Annotated in this window: 19 protein-coding genes and 1 pseudogene; 9 read left to right on the top strand and 11 right to left on the bottom strand. The window is 60.1% G+C overall.

What is annotated here, in order from left to right; genetic code table 11:
* The 3 genes and pseudogenes from LARV_RS20510 to LARV_RS19775 form a co-directional block, all read left to right on the top strand.
* A pseudogene (locus LARV_RS20510) lies at positions 1 to 1151 on the top strand (hypothetical protein); the annotation flags it as partial.
* A gap of 184 nt (positions 1152 to 1335) precedes the next feature.
* Positions 1336 to 2841, top strand: coding sequence for a carboxypeptidase M32 (locus LARV_RS19780; protein ID WP_075075527.1), 1506 nt, complete (start codon positions 1336 to 1338; stop codon positions 2839 to 2841).
* Between the two features lie 422 nt (positions 2842 to 3263).
* Positions 3264 to 4280: a DUF3466 family protein gene (locus LARV_RS19775; RefSeq protein ID WP_083522796.1), complete on the top strand. Its 1017-nt coding sequence runs from the start codon at positions 3264 to 3266 to the stop codon at positions 4278 to 4280.
* Between the two features lie 79 nt (positions 4281 to 4359).
* Here the strand turns inward: LARV_RS19775 and LARV_RS19770 are convergent, their stop codons facing one another.
* Both LARV_RS19770 and LARV_RS19765 read right to left on the bottom strand, forming a co-directional pair.
* On the bottom strand, positions 4360 to 4689 hold the full coding sequence (locus LARV_RS19770) for a winged helix-turn-helix transcriptional regulator (RefSeq protein WP_075075526.1): 330 nt from the start codon (positions 4687 to 4689) through the stop codon (positions 4360 to 4362).
* Positions 4690 to 4813: 124 nt separating this feature from the next.
* Positions 4814 to 5560, bottom strand: a complete 747-nt coding sequence (locus LARV_RS19765; RefSeq protein WP_075075525.1) for a class I SAM-dependent methyltransferase — start codon at positions 5558 to 5560, stop codon at positions 4814 to 4816.
* A gap of 202 nt (positions 5561 to 5762) precedes the next feature.
* Between LARV_RS19765 and LARV_RS19760 the strand changes: the two genes are divergently transcribed.
* A complete protein-coding gene (locus LARV_RS19760; RefSeq protein ID WP_075075524.1) occupies positions 5763 to 6515 on the top strand; it encodes a zinc ribbon domain-containing protein in 753 nt (250 codons plus the stop codon).
* A 206-nt stretch (positions 6516 to 6721) separates the two neighbouring features.
* Here LARV_RS19760 and LARV_RS19755 read toward each other — a convergent pair whose 3' ends face one another.
* On the bottom strand, positions 6722 to 7219 hold the full coding sequence (locus LARV_RS19755) for an arsinothricin resistance N-acetyltransferase ArsN1 family B (protein WP_075075523.1): 498 nt from the start codon (positions 7217 to 7219) through the stop codon (positions 6722 to 6724).
* 259 nt (positions 7220 to 7478) lie between these two features.
* On the opposite strand from LARV_RS19755, the gene LARV_RS19750 reads away from it, so the two are divergent.
* The gene (locus tag LARV_RS19750; protein WP_075075522.1) at positions 7479 to 8675 is read left to right on the top strand and encodes an NAD(P)/FAD-dependent oxidoreductase; all 1197 of its coding nucleotides are present in this window, start codon (positions 7479 to 7481) and stop codon (positions 8673 to 8675) included.
* 706 nt (positions 8676 to 9381) lie between these two features.
* On the top strand, positions 9382 to 9903 hold the full coding sequence (locus LARV_RS19745) for a flavin reductase family protein (protein ID WP_075075521.1): 522 nt from the start codon (positions 9382 to 9384) through the stop codon (positions 9901 to 9903).
* A 73-nt stretch (positions 9904 to 9976) separates the two neighbouring features.
* Here LARV_RS19745 and LARV_RS19740 read toward each other — a convergent pair whose 3' ends face one another.
* The 7 genes from LARV_RS19740 to LARV_RS19710 all read right to left on the bottom strand — a co-directional run bounded on the left by LARV_RS19740 (position 9977) and on the right by LARV_RS19710 (position 19665).
* Positions 9977 to 13522: a TolB family protein gene (locus LARV_RS19740; RefSeq protein ID WP_075075520.1), complete on the bottom strand. Its 3546-nt coding sequence runs from the start codon at positions 13520 to 13522 to the stop codon at positions 9977 to 9979.
* Entirely contained in the window at positions 13512 to 14072 is a 561-nt protein-coding gene (locus LARV_RS19735) for a sigma-70 family RNA polymerase sigma factor (protein WP_075075519.1), read from the bottom strand. Before LARV_RS19735 ends, LARV_RS19740 begins: the two co-directional genes overlap by 11 nt.
* A gap of 905 nt (positions 14073 to 14977) precedes the next feature.
* Positions 14978 to 15817, bottom strand: coding sequence for an SDR family NAD(P)-dependent oxidoreductase (locus LARV_RS19730; RefSeq protein ID WP_201785966.1), 840 nt, complete (start codon positions 15815 to 15817; stop codon positions 14978 to 14980).
* Positions 15818 to 15819: 2 nt separating this feature from the next.
* Positions 15820 to 16692 carry an SDR family oxidoreductase gene (locus LARV_RS19725; protein WP_075075518.1) on the bottom strand — a complete coding sequence of 291 codons (873 nt, stop codon included), beginning with the start codon at positions 16690 to 16692 and terminating at the stop codon, positions 15820 to 15822.
* Positions 16693 to 16827: 135 nt separating this feature from the next.
* Positions 16828 to 17622: a helix-turn-helix transcriptional regulator gene (locus LARV_RS20885; protein WP_075075517.1), complete on the bottom strand. Its 795-nt coding sequence runs from the start codon at positions 17620 to 17622 to the stop codon at positions 16828 to 16830.
* A gap of 111 nt (positions 17623 to 17733) precedes the next feature.
* Entirely contained in the window at positions 17734 to 19020 is a 1287-nt protein-coding gene (locus LARV_RS19715) for an MFS transporter (RefSeq protein WP_083522794.1), read from the bottom strand.
* Between the two features lie 36 nt (positions 19021 to 19056).
* Positions 19057 to 19665 (bottom strand): Chromate resistance protein ChrB, encoded by a 609-nt coding sequence (locus LARV_RS19710; protein ID WP_075075516.1) that lies wholly within the window; start codon positions 19663 to 19665, stop codon positions 19057 to 19059.
* A gap of 321 nt (positions 19666 to 19986) precedes the next feature.
* On the opposite strand from LARV_RS19710, the gene LARV_RS19705 reads away from it, so the two are divergent.
* The 3 genes from LARV_RS19705 to LARV_RS19695 all read left to right on the top strand — a co-directional run bounded on the left by LARV_RS19705 (position 19987) and on the right by LARV_RS19695 (position 24749).
* Positions 19987 to 20580 (top strand): MarR family winged helix-turn-helix transcriptional regulator, encoded by a 594-nt coding sequence (locus LARV_RS19705; protein ID WP_075075515.1) that lies wholly within the window; start codon positions 19987 to 19989, stop codon positions 20578 to 20580.
* Between the two features lie 6 nt (positions 20581 to 20586).
* A complete protein-coding gene (locus tag LARV_RS19700) occupies positions 20587 to 22827 on the top strand; it encodes an ABC transporter ATP-binding protein (protein WP_075075514.1) in 2241 nt (746 codons plus the stop codon).
* A gap of 104 nt (positions 22828 to 22931) precedes the next feature.
* Positions 22932 to 24749 (top strand): ABC transporter ATP-binding protein, encoded by a 1818-nt coding sequence (locus LARV_RS19695; protein ID WP_075075543.1) that lies wholly within the window; start codon positions 22932 to 22934, stop codon positions 24747 to 24749.
* 146 nt (positions 24750 to 24895) lie between these two features.
* Here LARV_RS19695 and LARV_RS19690 read toward each other — a convergent pair whose 3' ends face one another.
* Entirely contained in the window at positions 24896 to 25504 is a 609-nt protein-coding gene (locus LARV_RS19690) for a master DNA invertase Mpi family serine-type recombinase (RefSeq protein WP_075075513.1), read from the bottom strand.
* Positions 25505 to 25536: the final 32 nt, after the last annotated feature.

The following is a 25536-nucleotide window of genomic DNA, read 5'->3' as shown; positions in this document are numbered from 1 at the left end:
CCCCCACTTCCACTGTCGCGCCGGCGCCCACCTTCACGCTCGCTCCCAGCCGCACGCCCCTGCCGCCTTCCACCGGCCCCTTCAAACTGGTGCGTGGTTTCGATTCACAGCTCATCCCCGGCCTGTTGACCACGCTCACCTCGGACGGAAAGGGTCGTTTCTGGCTGTCGGGGCCCAACGACGCCGTTTTGCTCGACCCGGCCACCGGCGATGCCGCCCGCGTTCGCTTCAGCCGGCCGCCGCTGGGCGTCGATTCCGGCAGCCGCGCCTGGGAGCTTGCTGAGAACGGCAGCTACGTCTCCGCCTGGGACGGCGAGGACTGGACCGATTATGCCGAAGGCCTGGGCTGGACGCCAGCGACCGTCACGCAGGCGCCGCTCGAATTTCGATCCGATGCCAGCGGAAATGTCTGGCTGGTCACCGCTGCGGACGTGCGCCGCTTCGACGGTCAGCGCTGGCGCGTTTTCACGCCGTATGAAATGGGCATCACTCTGCCCTGGAAAGCCGGCGTCAGCACCGACCTGGTGCTGGCCCTGGGCCCCGATTCAACCTGGGTCGGATCGTGCGACCGCGCAGGCGGTGAGCCGACCGGCCAGGGCGGGCTGCGCCGCCTTCAAAACGACCGCTGGATGGATGCCGGACTGCCGGCTTTGCCCGCCTGCATCACCGCGCTGACGGCCGCGCCGGACGGCTCAGTGTGGGTCGGGCTCTACGGCGGCACCCTGTGGCATTTCGACACCGCTGCCCAAACCTGGAGTGGACCGCTGGCCCTGCCCCTGCCGCCGGATCGCACGTATTACACGAATTTTCTGGAACTGCCCCTCGACCGCGACGGCAATCCCTGGCCGCTGGTTGAGTTGTGCACCGCTTCCGGCTGCGGCCAGCAGGTAACGCGCTTCCATCTGGACGAAAACGGCAACCTTCAGGCCACCGGCCTTTCGCAGGAACCGCCCCAACAGCGTCTGCTCTTCGATGCCACCGGCCAGGCCTGGCTGCTGACCCCCGATTCGATCGGTCCCCTGGCCGAAGACGGCAGCTTCACCCCCCTGGAGGGGCTTAGCGTCATTGCCGCCGCCTTCGATTCCGGCGGCCGCCTGTGGCTGGCTGCCGAAAGTGAAGGACAATTGGGATTATGGGTGGATAGGCGTTAGCGGTTAGCAATTAGCGGTTAGCGGTTAGCGGTTAGCGATTGGCAACCAGCGATTAGCGATAAGCATTTGGCAGGCAAATCAATAAAAACCATTATTGGTTCCCCTTCAATCTGCAATCCGAAATCAGCAATTTCAACGCATCACTCTTCACACCTCACTCTTCACCTTCCACAGGAGCCCGCACTTGAACCCTCAACTCGACGAACTCAAATCTCGCCTGCGCGAAATCTCCGCGCTGCAAAATGCCGCCGCCCTGCTCAACTGGGATCAGCTCACCATCATGCCGCCCGGCGGCGCCGAGGCCAACGGATATCAGCAATCCGTGCTGGCCCGCATCGCCACCGAAAAGTCCATCGATCCCGCCCTCGGCAAGTTGATCGGCGACCTGCTGCCTTACGCCGAAACGCTGCCCGCCGATTCGGACGACGCCTGCCTGATCCGCATGGCCAAATACGATTTCGATAAGATGATCCACGTCCCGCCCGAATTCGTCGGCCGGGCGTACGAACAGATCGCGCGCACCTACCAGGTGTGGACCGAGGCGCGCCCCGAGAACAATTACGCCAAGGTCATGCCCGAGTTGGAAAAGAACCTCGAGCTGTCGCGCGAGCTCGCCAGTTATTATCCCAACGTCGAGCACGTCGCCGATCCGCTCATCGAAGACTCAGATCCGGGCATGAAGGCCGCCGAATTGCAGCGTCTGTTCGCCGAACTGCGCGCCGAACTGGTGCCCATCGTCAAGGCCATCACCTCCCAACCCCTCGCCGACGATGCCTGCCTCAAGCAGCACTTCCCGGCCGATCAGCAGTTGGCCCTGGGCAAGCGCGCCGCCGCGGCCATCGGTTATGACTTCAACCGCGGCCGCATGGATCTTTCGCCGCACCCCTTCACCACGCGTTTCTCCATCGGCGATGTGCGCATCACCACCCGCATCAACGAAAATGACCTGGGCGAATCGCTTTTCTCCGTCATCCACGAAAGCGGCCATGCCCTCTATGAACAGGGCGTCAACCCCGCGCTCGAGGGTCTGCCCCTGGCCCGCGGCGCTTCCTCCGGCGTGCACGAGAGTCAGTCCCGCACCTGGGAGAATATCGTCGGGCGCAGCCTGCCCTTCTGGATGCACTTCTATCCCGAACTGAAGGCCAACTTCCCGGGAAAATTCGACACCGTCTCGCTGGAAACCTTCTACCGGGCCATCAACAAGGTCGAACCCTCCCTGGTGCGCACCGAATCGGACGAAGTCACCTACAACCTGCACATCATGATCCGCTTCGACCTCGAACTGGCCATGCTGGAGGGCAAACTGGCGCTGCGCGACCTGCCCGAGGCCTGGAATGAACGCTACCGCTCCGACCTGGGCATCACCCCGCCCGACGACCGCATGGGCTGCATGCAGGACGTGCACTGGTTCGGCGGATTCGTCGGCGGCGGCTTCCAGGGCTACACGCTCGGAAATATCATGAGCGCGCAGTTCATGGAAAGCGCCCTGAAGATTCATCCCGAGATTCCGGAAGAGATCGCCGCCGGCCGCTTCGATGTTCTGCGCGGCTGGTTGACCGAGAAGATTTATTCGCAGGGGCGCAAATTCTTCCCCACCGAACTCGTCCGGCGCGTCACCGGCAAGGATCTCGAGATCGCGCCGTACATGCGCTATCTGAAGAATAAATACGGCGCACTGTACGAGCTGTAGGGATTAGCCCTTAGCGTTTCGCTTTTAGCCGTTGGCTGTTGAAGAGCGAACGCATTTTCAACGCCGCGAAGGGATCCTTGATCCTTCGCGGTGTTTTTTTCAACTTCATCCCACCGGACTGGAAGAGACTTATTTGTAATAGCCCAACAGACGTGCTATGATGTCTATGGCTGTGCAGGAGGTGTGGTTCGTCCCTCTCTGCGGAATCATCAAGCTAGCTTGGTAGATCGTCATTACTTTCTGGCGAAACCTCAATCTCCTGATCGTGAGAGATTGAGGTTTTTTTATAGTTTTTGGATGTGAGCGGGATATCAATATGTTTGTTTACAATCTCGAAGGATTGGTTTGCAGGGCGCAGGAGACAAAGCTTCCTCACCGGACGACGCCTCAGATTTTATAGCTGATGGAAGGAGAATGGTGAAATGAAAAAAACAAGCTTCATCATCGCGATGATTGCAATATTGCTGATCGGATCAAGTTACGCGGCTACCCCGCTGCCTCAATGGACGATTAAAGATTTGGGTACGTTGGGTGGTGAGACCAGTTATGCAACCGATGTCAACGACCTAGGACAAGTCGTAGGATTCAGCGATCTGCCGGATGGCAGCCAGCATGCTTTCCTTTGGACGGAAAAGGGTGGCATGCGCGACCTGGGCACGTTGGGCGGGCAAAACAGTCACGCCTACGGGATTAACAACCTCGGAGAGGTTGTTGGATATAGTAGTACGGCCGCAGGGCCTGACCGCGCTTTTATCTGGTCCGAAGAGGAAGGAATGGTGGATATAGGCGTATCCGTTGGCGATTGGAGTCACGCTTGCGCCATCAACAACTCCAGCGTTATTGTTGGATATGGCTACACAACGGATGGGCAACATGCCATTTTGTGGCAGAAAAAAGGTGAAATTCTCGACCTGGGTTTGATTAGTGAGCCTTTCTATACCAGCTATGCCTATGGGATCAACGAAAGTGGCCAGGTCTCAGGGTACAATGGAGCCCCGGCAACCGAACAAGCCTTCTACTGGAGTGAGAAGACGGGCATGATCGGATTGGGAACCTTTGGCGGCCAGAGTATCGCCTACGGAATCAATGATCAAGGTCAGATCGCTGGTTCTAGTGTAATTCCGGAAGGCTATTACGAATGGCATGCTTTCCTCTGGTCACAGAAAAGTGGATTACAGGATCTCGGAACGCTGGGAAGTGGATTACGGAGTCATGCTTCGGATGTAAATAACCGAGGACAGGTCGTCGGATACAGCGAGACAACGCCTGCGGGATGGGTCCACGCATTCATTTGGACTGAGAAAGGCGGTATGGTCGATCTGGGTATGCTCGGCGATACCTACAGCATGGCAAAAAGCATTAATAACCGTGGGCAGGTGGTAGGCGACAGCAGCCCAACAACCGGGCATTCGCACGCTGTCCTTTGGACTCAGAGATGATTCGAAGACCTCGGAATTTAAAAAAGGCTGCTCAAAAAAGAGCAGCCTTTTTCGTTATCTGCTCGATGGCAGAGTCGTTCTAGATTTTTTCCACGCCCGTGATGAAATTCCCGCCCACTGCGCGCATCGCATCGATGACCGGCACCAGAAGGTACCCGCGCGGGGTCAGCGTATATTCGGTATGCGGCGGAATCTCGGGAAACACTTTACGGTGCACCAGCCCATCTTCCTCCAATTCATGCAGGCGCAGCGACAGAATCCGCGCGCTGACCCCAATCGAGTGCTGCAGCTCGCCGAAGCGTTTTTGGCCGCTGGCCAGATCCCGAATGATCAGCGACACCCACTTGCGGCCGATAATTCCGGCCACGGCTTCCACAGGGCAGGGTTCGGCATTGATTGGAATTTCCATAATCTTTTTCCTTATACTAACCTTATAAACATTATACGAGTAAGACGAATAACTTACAATAGGTAAGTATAAGAAAATATTAATATTTGCTAACCCGGGCCGTTAAGAACCGGCCTTCACTGCGTCAGGCAGGTTGTCCGATCAGCAGTTCGGTCTCGCCGCGCACTTCGACCTGCCCGTCCACCGCAAAACGTTCGAAGACCGCCCACGCCGCCTGCTCGAGACGTGGAAATAATGGATCCTCTTCCTCGGGCATATAGGAAGCGGAACACAGTGCGCCCAGATAGCCCTCCCAGGATTGCCGGAAGGAAAAGGCGAATGTATGGCGCTGCACCGCTCTCGCGCCGAACCAGAATTCCGACGGCACGTTCAACGCAGGTTGGCTGGCTGAAACGGCCCGGTAACCGTATTCCGGCCTGGACAGCCCGGCCAGCGCTTGATCCTGTTCGGAGTCGATGCTGCGGTTGCGCAGCAGGGCCAGCCAGCCGCCCGGCCGCAGCACGCGAGTGAACTCGGCGCGCGCCGGCAGCGGCTGGAACCAGTGCACTGCCTGGGCTGCCGTGAGGACGTCCGCCCAGCCGTCCGCGAGCGGCAGCGCCTCGGCGCAGCCGGCCGCCAGGCCGCAGGCGTGGTCGGCTGGCATTTGCGCCGCGCGCAGCATCTGTAAATCCGGCTCCACCCCCAGCACATACCCGGCGCGGCCCGCCAGGCAGCGCGTCAGTATGCCGGTGCCGGCGCCGATATCGGATACGCGGCTGGCGGCGTTCAGTCCGGCGATCTCGCACAATGCATCCACCGCCGCAGGCGCGTAGTGCCAGCGGTAGCGCGCATAGCTTTCAGCCTTGGAAGAATAGAAATGGGTCGATGACATCGAAGCTCCTGCTAAAGCGGTGATGGTTGGTGAATTTTGAGGATTCGTGATTATATTCGATGGCCTTTCGAAAGCTGAATGCATTTTACCCTCAATTCAATCGCCAACTCCTCCGCCTCTCTCACTTGACGCCGTTTCCATTCAATATGAGAATAATGCAATCCACAATTCAATAATACCGATCCACCGGAGGATGTATTCCATGACCAATTTTAGCCACATGCCGAATTACGACATCCGCAACGACGGCGCCGGGCCCTACGGCGTCTTCTACTGCGATGTGTGCGGGCGTGAATTCCGCTCCCAGCCCGATATTGCCGGCAGCATCAAGCAGGACCTGGGGCGCAGCGCGGTCAGCGGCCTGCTGCGCAAGGTGCCGCTGGTGGGCAACAGCGTGGCCGACAACGTGGTGGGCGAGGACCCGCGCTATTCCTATAAGATGACTCCGGCCCAGATCGACGCCGCCTGGCAGCAGGTGCAGGTTCATTTCCGCGAGTGCCCCACCTGCCAGCGCATCGTCTGCCTTTCCGACTTTGACACGCAATCCGGCTTCTGCCAGGAAGATTCGCCGCGCACCGGTGAGATCGCCGAAGCGCGCGGCGCGCAGGCCGGCGCGGCCATCAAGGGTTTCGCGGCCGCCTTTGGGCTGGGCGGCGCGCTCGACAACGTCGCCAAAGCCGCCGACGCCGCCTCGCGCGGCGAGGGCGCCCTGGCGCGCTGCCCCAAGGATGGCACCCTGGCCGCGCCCGGCACCAAATTCTGCCCCGAATGCGGCACGCCCATGGTCCAGCCACCCTCCACCGTCTGCCCCAAGTGTGGCACCGAAACCGGCGGCGCCAAATTCTGTCCGAATTGCGGCAACAAGATGGAGGCCGCCGCGCCGACCAACTGCCCCAACTGCGGCGCGCCGGTCAAGGGCGCCAAATTCTGCCCCGAGTGCGGCACGAAGATATAATAAAGAATTGTTCTCGTAAACGTAACCTCCTCCAGTTCACATCCCGGAGGAGGTTTTTCATCATTTCGCATAAAAGAGTTCGCCTTGGCACGCGCTCTCTTCGTTTCTACACAATCCCTGAGTCAGGCAGTCCTCTCCGCTGACTCAGGGTATTTTTCTTTTTTCGTGCGTTTCGTGTGTTTCGGGATCTACATCACCTTGTTGGCTTAAGACCATTCCTCCATCATCAACTGCCAGTAGCCCACATCGATCCAGCCCTCGAACTTGCGACCCACTTCGCGAAAATGAGCCACCTTTTCGAACCCCAGGCTCTCGTGCAAGCCCACGCTGGCTGGATTGGGCAAAGCGATAATCGAAATCACCGCGTGCACTGGCCGCTTCTTCAGCTCGGCCAGCAGGGCGCGGTACAATTGCCGGCCCAATCCGCGGCGCTGAAACTCCGGCGCCAGGTAGATTGTGCTTTCCACGGTGTGCTGGTAGGCGGCCCGTTCCATCCAGGGATGGGCATAGCAGTAACCCGCCATCTTTCCATCCTGCTCCACCACCAGCCAGGGCAGACTCGCCGCCGCCACATCGCCCATGCGGCGCGTCATCTCGGCCGCGTCCACCGGATCGACTTCGAAAGTAATACAGGTATCCAAGATAAAAGGGTTGTAAATCTGGGCCATCGCCGCAGAGTCGTTCAGATTTGCCTGCCGGATCATTAAATACCTCGTGGGGAAAGGACGCGATTCGGGATTCGTGAAACGTGAATCGGATTTTACACCCAAGGGACTGAGTTATGGGTGAAGAGTGATGGGTTCTGAGGCACAATTACAGAACATGCAACAACTTCATCCCGCGTCACTCATCCCGCATAACTCTTAACTCATCTCTTTTCCATCTTCATCCTTTTTATTAATACAATTTTGATCATTTCACATTATATTTAATGAAACAGTCTTTATTTCTACGGAGGTCGCAATGGACTCTTTCGATTATCTCATCATCGGCGGCGGAATGACCGCGGCCGCGGCTGCGCTGGGCATTCGCGAGTTGGATGCCGGGGGCAGCATTGCCCTGCTCGGCGACGAACCGCACCCGCCTTACGACCGTCCCGATCTCTCCAAAAAGCTATGGTTGGGCAAGAGCGAAGACAAGGTCTGGCGCAAGCTGCCGGATAAAGGGCTGACTCTTTTGCTCAGTGACCGGGCGGCCGCGCTCGACCCGGCCCGCAGCCAGGTGCTGACCGCCGGCGGAAACACCCTGCACTATCACAAGCTGTTGCTGGCAACCGGCGGCGTGCCGCGCAAACTGCCCTTCGCGCCAGACGAGGTGGTTTACTTCCGCACGCTGGATGACTATCACACCCTGCGGCGTTGGACAGGCCAGGGTAAGCGCTTCGGCGTCATCGGCGGCGGCTTCATTGGCTCCGAGATCACCGCCGCGCTGACCCTCACCGGCGAAAAAGTCGTCATGGTCTTCCCCGAGGTGGGCATCGGCGCGCGCCTCTTCCCGACCGACCTGGCGACCCACCTCAACGAGTATTACCGCCAGAAGGGCGTGGAGGTGCTGGCCGGGCTCGAAATCCAGTCCATCGACCGCCGCAAGGACGGCTTTGTCATGGTGGCGAAGGACGGTCAGGAGGTGATGGTCGATCACATCATCGCCGGCATCGGAATTCGTCCCAACACCTCCCTGGCCGAAGCAGCCGGCGTCACCATCGCCGATTCGCAGAACGGCGGCGGTATCCAGGTCGACGAGCACCTGCGCACCAATTTGCCGAACATTTACGCCGCCGGGGATGTGGCCTCCTTCTACAATCCGGTCCTCAAGCGCTGGACGCGTGTCGAGCACGAAGACAACGCCCTCAGCATGGGCCAGGCCGCCGGGGCGGCCATGGCCGGCAGCGAACAGGCTTATACCCACCAATCGTTCTTCTACTCGGATCTTTTCGACCTGGGCTACGAAGCGGTCGGCGAACTCGATCCGCGCCTCGACACCTACGCCGATTGGGTCGATCCCTACCGCCAGGGGGTGATCTACTACCTCAAGGACGGCCTGGTGCGCGGCGTGCTGCTGTGGAATACCTGGGGCCAGCTCGACCCGGCCCGCCGCCTGATCGCCGCCGCCCAACCGCTCACTCCGGCGCAGTTGAAGGGCTATTTGCCAGAAGCGTGACAATGGGTTGGTTGATATGGCAGGCCAGACCCTAGAAAAGGGTGAGCCTGCGTATCGCCATCCAACACAATTTCGGATCAAGACGGTCGGAGACCGTAAAAGAAAGACGCGCTCGGCCTGCACCCGATCGGGGATCACAGACCGACGCGATCCAGGATATGTGGCCTTTTATTTACGTAAGGGCGGAGTGGGGAATTAATAAACTCCACCATCGGGCATCTGCCAAACTCCGCCCGTTTTCACCGTGGAAGGTTTGGTTGAGCGATGGATCCAGGCCGTTTCCAACCCGAACCCTCCACTACGCAGTCATAACTCCGCCCGTTTTTGGCAACGGCTTGGTCCAACCATCCACATCCTTCGCGTTCACCGTGGAGGGTTTGGTTGAGCGATGGATCCAGGCCGTTTCCAACCCGAACCCTCCACTACGCATCTGCTTAATTTTTGATTGCTGAGATCTTTGACCGAAACGTCTGAATCGAAACCATTCTCTCTTCTCCACTTTCCACTACTCTCTTCTCCGTGTCCTCCGTACCCTTACGGGCATAATGTCTCCGTGGTGATTCCCTCTTCTCCTCTTCCCACAACTCTTCTCCGTGTCCTCCGTACCCTTACGGGCATAATGTCTCTGTGGTGATTCGCTCTTACTTGCCGCGCATATTGTATAATTCCCTGAATTATCCATCCCTGAAAACGAAAGGCCATCCCCATGAACCGCCAATCCGTTCCGCCAGACCAATGGACCTCTCAACCCATCGGACTCTTCGAGCCGGGATGGCTGCTGCTGACTTCCGGCGACTTCAACGCTGGCAACTTCAACGCCATGACCGTCTCCTGGGGCAGCCTGGGCGTCATGTGGCACAAACCCTTCGCGCAGATCGTCGTGCGCCCGCAGCGCTTTACCTTCCAGTTCCTCGAGCAGTACCCCACCTTCACCCTTTGCGCCTTCCCGGCCGAATATCGCAAGGCCCTCAACCTGCTGGGCAGCGCTTCCGGCAGGGACGGCGATAAAATCGCCGCCAGCGGCCTGACCCCCATTGCCGCCACCGCCTGCGATGCCCCGATTTACGCCGAGGCCTCCATCGCACTGGAATGCCGCAAGATGTACTGGCAGGACCTGGACCCCACCCATTTCCTGGACGCGGCTATTCTCCAGGGCTATCTCCAGAACGATTACCACCGCATCTATTACGGTGAAATCCTGGCCGTCACCACCCTGGCGGCAGACTAGCGAGATTGATTCAATCGCAATACGGCGCGACTTTCACGGAAGCCGCGCCGTGCGTAAACCGGTTCCGGGGTGGTTACTTGCTCTCCGTAAAGCAATTGCCGCCGTCCCAGCTCCGCGCGAAACTCACCCCCCACCCGGCCAGCGCCGACTCCTCTGCCGGCTGCCAGGCGTCCAGATCGAATTTCCCCGTATAGACTCTTTCACCCGTCTGCGCGTCCACCACAAACACCATTCCGGAACCCGAACCGATCACGGCCACCTGGCTTCCGTCCGGTTTCCACAGCGGCTCCCAGAATGAGGCTTCCAGCGCGGCCAGCCGCTTCACGGTGTTGGTTTTGGCGTCCAGCAGGTATAGGCCGCAGTCCTCGTTATTCCCCTGACAGGCTGAGAAAGCCAGTTCATCGGCTGTCGGCGACCAGGCCAGTTGCGAAGCCACCCGCAGTTGCGGCGCCGGGTTGTAAACCTGATTCACATCCTCCAGTTGGAACCAGCGCAGCGTTGCGCTGGTCGAGCCGTTGTCATCGACCTCGTACTCAAAAGCCAGCCGATCGCCGCCCGTCGAACGAGCGCACCAGCCGCCCGGGGTCGCTCCAAAATCCACGCGCCCCAAGAAAGTCTCCCCGGTGTGGATATCTCCGTACCAGAAGGACGGCATACTGAAATCGTCGCCCGGCTGTGAAACCAGCGTCAGGTCGCTGCCCGAAAAATCACTACCCTGCGCGGCCGGGGTGCCGTAGGGTTCGGCGGGCCTATATCCGCCGGACGGCAGGCCAAACACGGCCAGCGCATCGTCCGGCGGCAGATCCACGCGCTCTTCCATCGTCACCGTCTGCCGGGAATCCAGCTTCTGGCTGCCGTCCGCGTAAGTCCGGACCGATTCGCTGAATAGAAAAGCGCCGCTTTCGGCGTCCACAGCCTCGCGCGTTTCGATCCTGGCCACAAGGTCGACATCGCCAAAATCCAGCGGCGGATCGAACGTATCCGCGAAGCTGTACACCCAGGCCGTCCGCCCGTCGATCGTCTCCAGCCAGGGTTCGATCGTCTCTCCACTGCGCGCCCGGTCGAACAGCAAATCGAGCAGGCCCCAATCCGGGCTGTAGGCGTACGGTTGGTAGGGATATATCTCGCCGGTCGTGCGGTTTTCCGTCTGGCCGTCCTTCGTCACCACCTGCTGCAGCAATCGGCCGTCGCTGGCCGTTTGATGGGTGATCTGGGCAATCACCTTGCCCTGATAATCGAGCTGGTACCAGCTTTCGGAGTCGGTATCTTGCATTTGCGGGGCAAAAACCGTCCCGCCAGCGTCGTAATTGTGCACCACAAAATGAATCCAGCCCGCGCCGGCTGCGATTTCTTTTCCACGCTTCGCCAGCAGGCTCTGAATTTCGCCCAATTCCGGGTAAACCTCCTGCGCCGACAGGGTCGGGAAGGGCGCCTCGCTCACCGCCGCGGCCGTCTGGCTTTCCATTTCGGCCGCGCTCAGGGCTTCCACCCGGATATCCACCGGCCTGAATCCCTGCGCCTCGCGCTGCAGCTTGAAGACCAGCGCCGCGCCCGCGATGCTGCCGTCCGGCGGCTGGGCCTTCACCACGTAGCGCAGTTCGACGTCGCCGGCCCGCCAGTCCGGGATCACGCCCGCCGGCAGGGTCAACCCGATCAGGCTGGCGTCGGAAGTCGAGGCGTTCACGGGTTCGACGCCGCTGGATTCGACCACGTAGGGCTCCACACCGGCATAAGTCGTCAGGCGGCCGTCCTGCTGGGTTCCCTGATACGTCCATTCCAGCGCCAGGCCCAGGCCGTCGAGCTCGCTGTAGTCGTCGCCGCCATCCAAGGCGCGCCGGAAGAGCGGATCGCAGGCCAGATGCAGGTCGAAGGTGAAAGCGCCACTTTGCAGCTCGCCGCCGCCCAACAACCCGCCGCTCAATTCCTCCCCCGCGAACTGCTTGCGGCGCTTCATGTCTTCGGTAAACGGCGTGACCGATTCCGGCATGCAGACATCCGGGACGAGCGCGAGCGGGATCGAATCATAACCGGAAGAACCGCCGTTGAGACCATCGACCGTGGGCCACGGCTTTTTGAATAACGCCATGGCTGCCTCCGGCGGCTCGTCAATATGCTCCTCTGCCACCAGGCGCATTCGCCACGTCGGCGTCCGCCTGCCGTCATCCGCCACGCGATAGGTATCGGTGTACCGGTAGGCTCCGCTTTGGGCATCGATTGCTTTGATGGTAATCTGTTCACTGGTTACAAGCCCATCATCCAAGTCGCGCGGCGGATCGATCGGGTCGTGGAAGGTAAAGACCCAGGCCGTGCGACCGTCGATGATCTCCTGGCTGTACTCGTACGCCCCGCCGTCCAGGATCTTCCACATCCAGAGACCCAGTTGGTCTGCGCCGTCGTAAGCGACGTTCTCCCTGCGATAACTCTGCCCCTTTTGGGTGCGGTACGTGCCATTTTGCAGCACCGACCAATCGTACACGCCCCCACCCTCACCCGAGGTGAGATCGACCTGAGCCAGCACGGTTCCCTCTGAATCGATCAGCGACCAGCGGTCCAGGCTGGAAGCGTTCTTCCACCACCCTTGCTCCGCGGACCCTTCGGCGATGGAACCCGGGATGCTCTCGGGCACAACGGCGCTTTGCCAGCGCTGGTGGATCCACCCCGCCGGACTGGCGAATTCAGCCAGCCGGCGCGCCAGCAAATCTTGCAGTTTGCTGACTTCGGGATAAACCTCGGCAGTGTTCAGCAGTGGGAAAGGCGGTTCCGTTACCGCGCTGCCATCCAGGCTGGCCCGTTCGGCCTCCGTCAACGGCTCCACGGTCACGTCCGCCGGCCGGAAGCCGTCCGCTTCGCGCAGCAGCGTGAAAACCAGCGCCGCGCCCTGAATGGTGCCGTCAGGTAACTGAACCTTCAGCACATAGCGCAGGCGCGCATCCACCGCCTTCCAGTCCGGGAACACCCCGGCCGGTAATTTTAGTCCGGAAAGACTTTCATTCGTCAGTTGAGGGACGATCGCTTCCTTCCGGATATCGGATTCAATTTCGTTCACATACGGTTCGATGCCGGCCGCCAGGGTCAGGCGCCCCGCCAACTCGACGCCGGTGTAGCGCCAGTTCGCCGCCACAGCCAGCCCGTCGATTTCGCTGAAATGAGCCGAGTCCGCCGCCTCCCGGTGGTAGCGCGGATCGCAAACCAGCCCCAGCCTGAAGTCGAAATCGCCGCCGGTCACCTCCCCACCGCCCAGGGCCGACGGTTCACTCTGGCCGGGATCGCACACGTCCGGCGCCAACGCCAGCGCCGACGGGCCGGTTTGAGCGGGCCCTGCCGGATTCAGCGCGCCGCCGATCAACTGCGGGATGACCAGAATCGCTGCCGCCAGCAGGATCAGAGCCAGTGCGGGCGCCAGGATCTGGCGCAGGCTATGCGCGCCGCGGCGTGCAGGTTCGGCATGTGGCGGGTGTTCCAACAGCGCACGTCGTTCGGCAGGAGTGGGTCTCAACGCGCGCAGGCGTTTGCCCAGCTTGAGGAACTCGCGCTCCTCGGCCGATAATGGATCTGTCTCGGACCGAAAGCCGTCCAACAAATCCGCCAGTTGCAAGGCCATTTCCCGTTCAGCGTTCATCCTGCACCTCCGCTATGGCGCGCAGCAATCCGCGCAGTTTGCGCAGCGCGCGGTAGATCAACACCGCCACGTGGTTTTCGTCCAACCCGACCACCCGGGCAATCTCGCAGTTTTTCAATCCCGAAGCGAAGCGCAGCCCCAGCAGATCCCGCTCGCGCCCGCTCAATTGCGCCAGCGCGGCCACCAGTTGCCGGCGTTCTTCCACCTGCAGGGCGGCCTCCTCCGGCGCCGGATCGGCCGAGTGTATTGTCGATAGAACTTCCCATGGTAGCCCCCGGCGCAGGCGTTGCCGGCGCTGCCAGTCGGTGACCGTGTTGCGCGCGATCGCAAACAGCCAGGCCTCGAAAGGCGCTCCATTCGAGTGAAAATCCGGCAGGCGTTGCAGCACTTTCTCGAAAACCTGGGCGGTCAGATCCTGGACAGACGCTTCGCTGTCGCAGCGGAATTGAATGTACTGGAATACCGCCGGAAAGCAGGCCTGGTATAACTCGGCGAAAGCCGCCGGATCGGTAGCGGCCTGCTCGACCAGCCGTGGAGTGGTCAGGATCATGATTTGCGCGGCTCCTTTGCTCGAATCCTGGGTTTGATGCCGTTCTAGAGGTTAAAACGCATGACCGGGCAGAGTATGACAGAAGCTGGGATATGGGATTCGTTGATTCGACAAGTGAAATTTAATAGCTAAAGCGATAGGAATATTTTATGAACGATACAGATGTGAGAACCTCACAATTTGTTAATTCTATCGCGGTTTTGTCATTATTCTCGTGAATGGTGGGGGGCGAATTTCAATTTCCGGGATCCACCCTCACCCCTGTCCCCTCTCCCGCGGCGGGAGAGGGGCGCTGTGCCCACGCGAGAATTCAACGTAACCCGGGGTGAGGGTCCATCCGCAGCGATTCCGTCCCGCCGAACGGCCCGATTTCGCTCGAGATCCACCCTCACCCCCGTCCCCTCTCCCGCCGCGGGAGAGGGGCGAAATGCCCGCGCGAGCGTTCAACCCAATCCGGGGTGAGGGTCCATCCGCAGCGATTTCGTCCCACCGGTCGGCCTGTTTTCGCCCAGGATCCACCCTCACCCCCGTCCCCTCTCCCGTCGCGGGAGAGGGGCGAAATGCCCGCGCGAGCGTTCAACGCAATCCGGGGTGAGGGTCCATCCACTTCGATTTTATCCCGCCGGCTCGCCCAGTGTTCGCCCAAGATCCACCCTCACCCCCGTCCCCTCTCCTGCGGCGGGAGAGGGGCGAAATGCCCGCGTGAGCGTTCAACGCAATCTGGGGTGAGGGTCCATCCACTTCGATTTTATCCCGCCGAACGGCCTGTTTTCGCCCAGGATCCACCCTCACCCCCAGCCCCTCTCCCGCAACGGGAGAGGGGCGCCAGGCTCATGCGAGCGTTCAACGCAATCCGGGGTGAGGGTCCTCACGCGCGCGTTCAATGCAATCCGGGGTGTGGGTCCTCACGCCGGGTTTGCCTCGACCTCGCGCTTGTGGCGCACCGCCAACCAGCGGCTGCCGATCAGGCTCGCCACCAGCCCGGCCGGCGCCAGCGAACCCAGCGCCTGCAGCGCCCGGTTGAACGCCCCGGGAATGACCACCGCCCGACCGGCCAGCGCGCCGTCGATGGTCTGGTTGGCCACGCGGCCCACATCCAGGGTGGTGAGCAGCCCGGCCAGTCCCTGGGCCTCGATGGCCCGGATGCATTCCTCGTTGGTGGGCATGCCCGCCGGGCACAGCACGGTCACGCTGGCATTCTGGCTGCGGATCTCCTCGCGCAGCGCCAGCGAGAAATCCAGTAGGAAGCGCTTGGAGGCCGCGTAGGTCGCCTTGACCGGCATGGGATAGAAGGCCGCCAGGCTGGCGACATTGATGATGCGGAAAGCCGACAGTGGATCGCGGAAGGCCAGCATACCATGGGTCATGGCCAGCGTACCCTCGATGTTCAGGCGGATGATGGTGCGGATCTGTTCGTCGCTGCGTTCGTAGAATGGTCCCTCGAAATCCACGCCGGCCACGTTGATCAGCATGCTGAAGCGCAGCCCGCCAGCTTTCAACTGCTCGAACAGGCGGGTGCGTTCGTCCGGATTCGATAGGTCGCACGCCAGGCAGGCGACCTCCACGCCGTAAGCGCTGCGCAGGCTGCCGGCCAGCGTTTCCAGCGCGGCGCCGCGCGCGTCGGTCAAAAACAAATTCCAGCCCCGGCTGGCGCATTCCACCGCGAAAGCCTTGCCCAACCCGCCGGCCGCTCCGGTGATGGCAACCGTCATATGCCGGGATGAAAATTTCGTTTGGGTTCTCATATTTACCTCTCCGTCAGGCCGCATAGGTTTTCGGAAAGCGTCCACAGGCGCGCGGCCGATTCTTCATCCAGCGCGCGCCGGCTGGCGCGTTTGGGTTGACAGTTCTTCCAGTACAGCTCGGTCGAATGCTGGACGGACGGCTCGGTCAACAAATACACGATGCAGCGCGCCGGCACTTCGATGGAGGTGCCGCCCATCCGGCGGACCTTCCATACCCAGCCCGCCAGCGCCGGCGTTCCCTTCATGCCGATGTCTGTCTTGACCAGCCCGGGGTCCACGGCGTAAGCGTGAACGTTGGAATCGTTTCCCAGCCGGCGGTTCAGTTCCAGCGCGAACAGGATGTTGGCCAGTTTGGTATTCCCGTAAGCTGACAGTCCGTTGTACCGCCGGCGAAGCTGCGGATCGTCCCATTGGATGCGCCCGCTGTAATGCGAGTCGGAACTGACGTTCACCACCCGGGCGCTCGGCGCGGCCCGCAGCACGGGCAGCAGCTCCTGTGTCAGCAGGAAGCCGGCCAGGTGATTGACGGCCCACTGGGTCTCCACCCCATCCGGGGTCTGGCTGAACCAGTACGCAAAGGTTCCGGCATTGTTGACCAGTCCGTCCAGGGCGGTCTTTCCATCCGCTGCCAGGCAGGCGCCGATCTCGCGCGCCAGGCGGCGCACTTCGGACTGCTGGCTCAGATCCGCCGTCAGGTAGTGCACGCGCGCATTGGGATACCTGCCGCCCAGGCTGGCTTCGACCTGCCGGCACAGTTCCGCCGAGCGCCCCACACCGATCACGTCAACCCTGGCGCGGGCCAGCATTTCAGCGGTTGCCCTACCAATGCCGGTCGTGGCGCCGGTAACTACGATGGTCTTGTTTTGTGAGTCCATTTAGATTTCCATCCTCGAAAGGTTTTGTCTGACCCTGGCAAAATAACATGCCCGGGGATGGAAATACATCGGCGAAAGAGTGGAAAAGGGGGTGGAGAGGGGGGTGGAGAAGCCGGAAAAAGCCAAAAAGGGAGATCAATCTCCCAGAAGGTGCAGCGCGTGGGCCCGGTTGACGGCCTGGACGCGGGTTTGAACACCCAGTTTGCCGTACAGGTTGTTGATGTGGGTCTTGACCGTGCTGGGCGCCACGGTCAATTTCTCGGCAATTTGCTGGTTCGACATTCCAAGATCGATCAGGCGTAGCACTTCCAGTTCGCGGCTGCTCAAGGGTTCCACCAGAGTCTCGACCTCTTCCGGCGGATAACTCGATCCATCCACCCCACGGGCGGCAAAGCCCAGCTTTCGGCGAAGGTCTTCGGGCAGGAGGGTCTCGATATGCAGCCAACGCAGCGACAGGCCGGCCGTCACCAGCAGAATGGGCGCCATGATTTGGATGACCAGCCCGCCGGTGATGGCCCCGAAGACGGCGAAGAAGGTGATTCCCCCCAGGGTCAAACCCCAGCCCACCGAGTTGAAAGCCGGATGCATGGGGCGTTCGCGGGCGGCCAGCAGGAGCCCGACTCCGATGCCCGTCACCAGAAACAGCCAGGCATACGCCCAGGCATTCCAATCCCCGGTGATCACGTTGAGCAGGAAGATGACGCCAAAGGCGATCAGCAGCGCCGCCGGGATGTACAGGAAGACCGCCCAGGCGACTTTCTCGCGCAGGCTGAACACCACGATGAAGAAAGCGCCGCCCAGCACCAGAAACACCAGCGGAAGCGCGATGTTATATCTGCCGTCAGAGAGGATGCTCAACGCCAGCAGCCCGGCCCCGACGATCATCAGGGCCAGGCTGGCGATGCGAATGGGCAGATGGGTTTTGTTCATGCCGCGCTCCTGCGAAAATTCTCCTGCTAATTATACCGGCATGTTTCGCAAAGCCCCATCCATTTGGCGCTGCGGTGTTTCGCAAGGCGCGGCGAAGATTGGTCGGGTCGCTCAGTCCGTGGAGGCTTCACCCTTGAGCGCGCCCTTCTTCGGCATCCAGAAAGCCATCAGCAGCGCCGCGATCAAGGCCAGCATACCGCCGAACAGGAACGGCGCGGATGGACCTAACCCGTTCCAACTGCCAATGCCCTGCCACAGGATGCCGGCGATGAAGGACGCCGGGAAGGCCAGCAGGCCTACGGTGGCGTTGTAGGTGCCGTAAGCTGTGCCGCGTAAATTCTCGGGCACCAGGTCGGCCACCATGGCGTTGGTGGTGCCGAATGCCAGGCCGAAGTACAGGCCGTAGGTCACGTACAGCAGCCAGACCTGCCAGCCCTGGCTGGCGAATGCAAAACCGAAATAGATCAGCGCGTACACCAGCCAGCCGCCGATGATCAGCTTGCGTCTGCCAATCCGATCAGAGAGCGAGCCGGCCGGCGTGGCCACCAGTGTGATGATCAGGTTGTACATGGCCAGCATGACCAGAATGCCGATCACCGAGACGTGCAGGTCCTGCGCGCGCAGCACCAGGAAGGAATCGGCCGAGTTTCCCAGGGTGAAGATGCCCACAATGACCAGGAAGGTGTTGAACGGCTTGCCCATGCCGCGCAGCGAGAATTTGGGGGCGGCGCGTTGCCCTTTCACCACCACATCCCGGGCGCCGATCATCAGCGAAAGAACCGCCAAAAAGGCCGGCACCAGGCTGATCAGCACGATCATCTGGAAGGTGGGTTTGGTGAGCTGGATGCTGCTCTTCTGCGTCAGCCATACGGCCAGCGCGGCGATCAGGATACCCAGCACCGCCCCGGCCTTGTCCATGGCGCGGTTGAAACCGAAGGCCAGCCCGCGCGTCTTCGGCGTCACCGAATCGGCCACCAGCGCGTCTCGCGGCGCGGTACGGATGCCCTTGCCCACCCGGTCGGCCCAGCGCACCCCGCCGATCAGCTCCCAACTGCTGGCAAAATAGAAGAAGGGCTTGGAAAGCGCCGAGAGGGCATAGCCGGCGACCGCCAGCCATTTGCGCCCACCTGTCTTATCCGACAGCCAGCCCGAAAACAACTTCAGGATGCTGGCGATGGCTTCCGCAATCCCATCGATCAGGCCGATGATGCTGGTCTGCACGCCCAGCACGTTGGAGAGGAACAGCGGAACGATGTTCAACACCATTTCGCTGGAGATATCCATAAAGAAACTGGTCAGGCCAACCGCCCACACGTTGCGCGGTAAATCCTTGATTCGCGCGCGTGCTTGCGGCCCTTCCGTTTTTTTCACATTCAGCACTTCGGCATGTTCACTCATCTGTTCTTTTCCTGATGCTCAAATTGTATTTTGCAGTCATTCTTCCCCATCTTCCGCCGGGCGGCTTGCGTTGGCCGGGTTGAGTGGGCCGGGGTCGTACTTCATCTTGCGGGCGTGGTCTTCGTCCTCATTCGCGAACACCAGCACTGTGAACTCCTGGAATTTCTGGCGGCATTCCTCCAGCCATTCTTCCGCCTCGCGCACGGGCGAGCCGCCCCAAAAATCACGCTGTTTGACCTTTTCGATCCAATTCTCGAGTTTGTTCAGATCCTGTTCGTTCTCCTCGTATTCAGCAAAACTAAAATTGCGGCGTTGAATCTCCTTTTCCAGCCCGAGAAGAAAGTCAGCGCACTGCTCCTTGACCTCGGCGTAATCCTCGGCGCGGTTGTCCTTGAATTTTTGAAGGATATCCTGTTCCACCGCCTCGCTCAGCGAATTGACGGTGAAGACCTGGCTGCCGGCGCCCTGCTTTTGAACCATCTCGCTCAACTCGTTGAAGAAAGCAAGCTGTTCGGGCCGGTCGGGTAAAATCCAGACCCCGTTTTGCAGGCCCAGCGCCCCCTGCGCACGCAGTTTTCGCCACACCGAAACGCGCAGCCCCGAGGGGTTGGCCGGCAGTTGAGAAAGGAAAAGCAGCCATTGCATATTTCACCACCTGAATCGAGCTGGAGTAACACCCGTTACATGTAACAGATGTTGCAGCATTATACCTGGTTTTGAGAAAAATGCAACACCTGTTACAGAACTCGTAATTCGTAAAGATTATCTATAGCTACACGCAGTTTCGATTTCTGTTTCACCCCCTCGACGCCGCATCACCGCCCGAACCACCGCCTGGCAGACTGCTCGCGCAGCGCGCAACGCATTCTCTAATACAGCTCTAATCCAATTTCCTTGACGCGCCCTCCCATGCGGGTGTATATTCCCACGTCGTATAGTTCGATATGTTACGAATTTTGAGGGCAAATGCAAATCCAAACCAATCCGGACTGGGATCAAGTTCGTATCGAAATTCGCCAGAATTTCCGAAACGCGTTCGGCGCCGATAATACGGCCGGCATCGAACTGTTCATCCTCCTGCAGCGCGTGGCCCACCTGAGCCGGCTGCTCGACAACCAGCTCGGCGAGGACATGGAGCTCTCCGGGCCGCGTTGGCGCCTGCTTCTGCGCCTTTTTATGGAGGAACAGGCCGGCATCACCGGCGGCCTGACCCCCACCGACCTCAGCCGCTCGCAACGCGTGACCAAAAACACCATCAGCTCGCTGCTGCGCGGGCTCGAATCGCAGGGTCTCATCCAGCGCGCGCTCGACGCGAACGATCTGCGCGCCTTCCGCATTCAGCTCACCCCGGCCGGTCGCGATTATCTGCGCACCAACGCCCCCCGGCGCCTGGACGCGATCAACCGCATGCTGGACGTGCTCGAACCCGACGAATATGATGAACTGACCCGCTTGTTGAACATACTGCACGCTTTTCTGGTCAGTCAGGTGGAAGATGCTGACTGTCCCATCCATCCCCAACCCGCCGGCCATGCTCACCCGCAACCGACCGAGGAGTGAATATCGATGTTACGCCTTACCAAGTATTTTAAGCCTTACCTCTGGCAAATTCTGTTGACCGTCGCGCTGCTGTTTGTGCAGGCCAACGCCGACCTGGCGTTGCCGGATTACCTGTCCAAAATCGTCAATAACGGTATCCAACAGGGTGGCATCGTCGATTCGCTGCCCACCGTGATCCGCAAGTCGCAGATGGATCGCGCCGTGCTTTTCCTCAGCGCATCCGATCGCGACCAGATCCTGGCGGCCTACACCCTGGTCGATTCCAGCTCGGAAAATTACGCCCAGGTGCTGAAAGACGTGCCTGGCCTGGCCAAGGAGCCGGTCTACACCCTCAACACGCTGACGACCGAACAGAAGACCGCCCTCGAGAAGCCCATGGCGCAGGCCCTGCTGGCCGTGTCGATCATTGAACAGGCCCAGGCAGACCCCACGAAGATCGCCGAGATCGGCAAAGCCTCCGGTTTCAACCTGGCCCAACTGCCGGCCGGCACCGACCTGTTCGGAATGCTTGCCCAGCTCTCCACCGCCATGCGCGAAAAGATCGCCGCGGATATGCAGACTCAGTTTGCCGCCCTGGGCGATAGCGCCGTGAAGCAGGCGGCCGTGGTCGCGGTCAAGGCTGAATATGCCGCCCTGGGCATGAACACCGGCAGCATCCAGACCACCTACATTCTGCATACCGGGCTGCTCATGCTGGCCGTCTCACTCGTTTCGGTGCTGTGCACCATCGCGGTCGGCTTCCTCTCGGCGCGCGCCGGATCGGGCCTGGCCCGCGACCTGCGCAGCAACGTGTTCAAGAAGGTCGAATCCTTCTCGAACGCCGAATTCGACCACTTCTCCACGGCCTCATTGATCACCCGCACCACCAACGACATCACCCAGGTGCAGATGGTGGTGATTCTGATGCTGCGCATGGTCCTGTACGCGCCCATCGTCGGCGTGGGCGGCATCGTGCGCGCTCTCAACAAGGCGTCTTCGATGTGGTGGTTGATCGCCATCGCCGTGGTCATGCTGCTCAGCCTGGTGATCGTCATCTTCTCGCTCTCGCTGCCCAAATTCAAGATCATGCAGACCCTCATCGACCGCCTCAACCTGGTGGTGCGCGAGAACCTATCCGGCCTGCTGGTCATCCGCGCCTTCAACCGCCAGGCCTTCGAGGAACAGCGCTTCGACGCCGCCAACCAGAACCTGACCGGCACCACCCTGTTCGTCAACCGCGTGATGAGCGGCATGTTCCCCAGCATGATGGTGATCATGAACGGCCTGTCGCTGCTGATCATCTGGATCGGCTCGCACGAAGTGGCCCAGGCCCGGATGCAGGTGGGCGACATGATGGCCTTCATGCAGTACGCCATCCAGATCGTCTTCTCCTTCCTGATGATGTCCCTGATGTTCATCTTCCTGCCGCGCGCCTCGGTTTCGGCCGGGCGTATCGCCGAGGTCCTCGAGACCCAGCCCTCGATCCGCGACAATCCCGAACCGCGCGCATTCCCGGCGCCTTTCAAGGGCACGGTCGAGTTCCGCAACGTCTCCTTCCGCTACCCCGGCGCCGATGAGGATGTGCTCCACGACATCAGCTTCACCGCCCGCCCCGGACAGACCACCGCCATCATCGGTTCCACCGGTTCGGGCAAATCCACCGTCGTCAACCTCATCCCGCGCTTCTACGACGTGACGGACGGCGCGATCCTCATCGACGGTGAGGATGTGCGCGAAGTCACCCAGCACGACCTGCGCGGGAAGATCGGTTACATCCCCCAGAAGGCGACCCTCTTTACCGGCACCATCGACAGCAACCTGCGCTACGCCGACGAAGACGCCAGCCAGACCTCGCTGCGCGCGGCGATCGAAACCGCCCAGGTGACTGAGTTGATCGACGGCAACGAACAGGGCATGGACCAGGAAATCTCCCAGGGCGGCATGAACGTCTCGGGCGGGCAAAAACAGCGCCTCTCCATCGCCCGCGCCCTGGTCAAACGCGCGCCCATCTACATCTTCGACGACTCCTTCTCGGCGCTGGATTTCAAGACCGACGCCGCCCTGCGCCGCGCGCTCAAGAAGGATACGGCCGACAGCACTCTGCTGATCGTCACCCAGCGCGTTTCGACCGTCAAGAACGCTGAACAGATTGTCGTCCTCGACGAAGGCAAGATCGTCGGGATGGGCACCCATTCCGAATTGATGAATACCTGCGAAACGTATCGCGAGATTGCGCTGTCGCAGTTGAGCATGGAGGAACTGCAATGACGCAGCCTACCGGTAATCCCAATAATCCCCCTCGCAACACGCCCGCGGGGGCCGGCCCCTTCGGTCCACGCCGCGGACCCGGCGGCCCGGGCGGCCACGGCCCGATGGGCATGATGATGCGCGGCGAAAAACCACGCGACTTCAAGGGCACCATGAAGCGCCTGATCCAGTATCTGCGCCCGTTCATCGTACCCTTCGTCATCGTCACGGTTTTTGCCATTGCATCCACCATCTTCACCATCTTCGGACCCAAGGTGCTCGGCAAGGCCACCACCAAACTGTTCGAAGGCGTCATGGGCCAGATCTCGGGCACCGGCCAGGGCATCGACTTTGTCTACATCGGCAACATCCTCATCACCATGGCCATCCTCTACCTGCTGGCGGGCGTGTTCAGCTTCATTCAGGGCTGGATCATGTCGGGCGTGTCGGCCAAGGTGACCTACCAGTTCCGCAAGGACATCGCCTCCAAGATCAACCGCCTGCCGCTGCGCTATTTCGACGGCACCAACCAGGGCGAAGTGCTCTCGCGCATCACCAACGATGTCGATACCGTCAGCCAGACCCTCAACCAGTCCCTGTCGCAGATCATCACCTCGGCCGTCACCGTGGTGGGCATCCTGATCATGATGCTGACCATCAGCCTGACCATGACCCTGATCACCCTGCTGGTCATCCCGCTCTCGCTGATCTTCATTGCCTTCATCGTCAGCCGCTCGCAGAAGTATTTCAAGCAGCAGCAGGATTACCTGGGCCACGTCAACGGGCACATCGAAGAGATGTACGGCGGGCACCAGGTGATGAAGGCTTTCAACGGCGAGGAAAAGAGCGTGGTGGGCTTCGAAGTCTACAACTCCACCCTGTATTCCTCGGCCTGGAAATCCCAGTTCCTCTCCGGCCTGATGATGCCGGTGATGGGCTTCATCGGCAACCTGGGCTACGTGGGCGTCGCCATCCTGGGCGGCTGGCTGGCCGTGCGCAATCTGATCACGGTCGGCGACATCCAGGCCTTCATCCAATACGTGCGCTCCTTCCAGCAGCCCCTGACGCAGTTGGCCAACATCTCCAACGTGCTGCAGCAAACCGCCGCCGCGGCCGAACGCGTCTTCAAGTTCCTGGATGAGGAAGAGGAATCGCCCGATCCGGCCGGCGCGGTGCAGCTCGAGAGCGTGCGCGGCGAGGTCGAGTTCGACCACGTGCACTTCGGCTACAGCCCCGACAAGATCATCATCAACGACTTTTCGGCCAAGGCCTGCTGCGGTCAGCGCGTGGCCATCGTGGGGCCCACTGGCGCCGGCAAGACCACCATGGTCAAGCTGCTGATGCGGTTCTACGACGTCAACAGCGGCAGCATTCGCGTCGACGGGCACGACATCCGCAGCCTCTCCCGCGCCGACCTGCGCAAGCTGTTCGGCATGGTGCTGCAGGATACCTGGCTGTACAACGGCAGCATCCTGGACAATATCCGCTACGGGCGCACGGATGCGACCGACGAAGAGGTCATCCGGGCCGCCAAGGCCGCCCACGTGGACCACTTCGTGCGCACCCTGCCGGACGGCTATAACATGGTGCTGAACGAAGAGGCCAGCAACGTCTCGTCCGGCCAGAAGCAGCTTCTGACCATCGCGCGCGCCATCCTGGCCGATCCCAAGATCCTGATCCTGGACGAGGCCACCAGCTCGGTCGACACGCGCACCGAAGTGCTGATCCAGCGCGCCATGAACACCCTGATGAAGGGCCGCACCAGCTTCATCATCGCCCACCGCCTGTCGACCATCCGCGACGCCGACCTGATTTTGGTCATGCGCGACGGGGATATCGTGGAGCAGGGCACGCACGAAGAGCTGCTGGCCGCCAACGGCTTCTACGCCGAGCTGTATAACTCGCAGTTCGAAAGAGAGGCGGAGGTGGTGGTGGCGGCCTGAGGAGTGAAGAGTAATGAGTTCTGAGTTCTGAGGAATGTGTACGGGCGGGGTCGAAATTGACCCCGCTTTTTATTTCTCAGGTAGCGGCGGACCTGGGTGCCCTGAAATAAACGCGCTTTGGATGGCATTTATATTATTCTAAGCGCTTATTCTTTTGGAATAAGTGTTCTTCGAATAATAAAAGTGGCAACAGTCATTCTATTTACATTGAATATTCTTGCTATTTCGCTTTTGGAAACACCTTTGGATAACATATCTCTAATCGCAATTTCGTTACCAGACAACTTCAGTTTTTCCGTTTTTTTCCCCTTCGGCCTGCCTAAAATGACTCCCTCAGCTTTTTTTCGTGCAAGGGCTTCCTTAGTGCGTTGGCTTATTAAATCTCTTTCAATTTCTGCTGATAAACCAAATGCAAAGGCCAAAACTTTACTCTGTATATCGTTTCCCAACCGATAATTATCTTTTATGGTCCATACTTTGCACTCTTTATTCATACAGATATACAAGATCTCCATGATCATGAAAAGATTGCGGCCCAGTCGTGATAATTCTGCACAAATTATCAAATCATCTTTTTCCACCTCCCTGAGTAATTTTCCTAAGGCACGTTTATCGTACCCCTTGGTACCGCTTATCGTTTCTTCTATCCAACTATCGATAAGAAGGTTATTCTTTTGCGCGAAATTACTGATCTCAAACCGTTGATTTTCAACTGTCTGTTTATCGCTGCTGACCCTGATATATCCGAAGTTCATTTGGACCTCTCCCTTTTTTATGATTGTAAAAT

The organism is Longilinea arvoryzae, assembly GCF_001050235.1.
Taxonomy (GTDB): Bacteria; Chloroflexota; Anaerolineae; order Anaerolineales; family Anaerolineaceae; genus Longilinea; species Longilinea arvoryzae.
The sequence above is the reverse complement of the archived record's forward strand: the minus strand, read 5'-3'. Positions and strand labels throughout refer to the sequence as shown.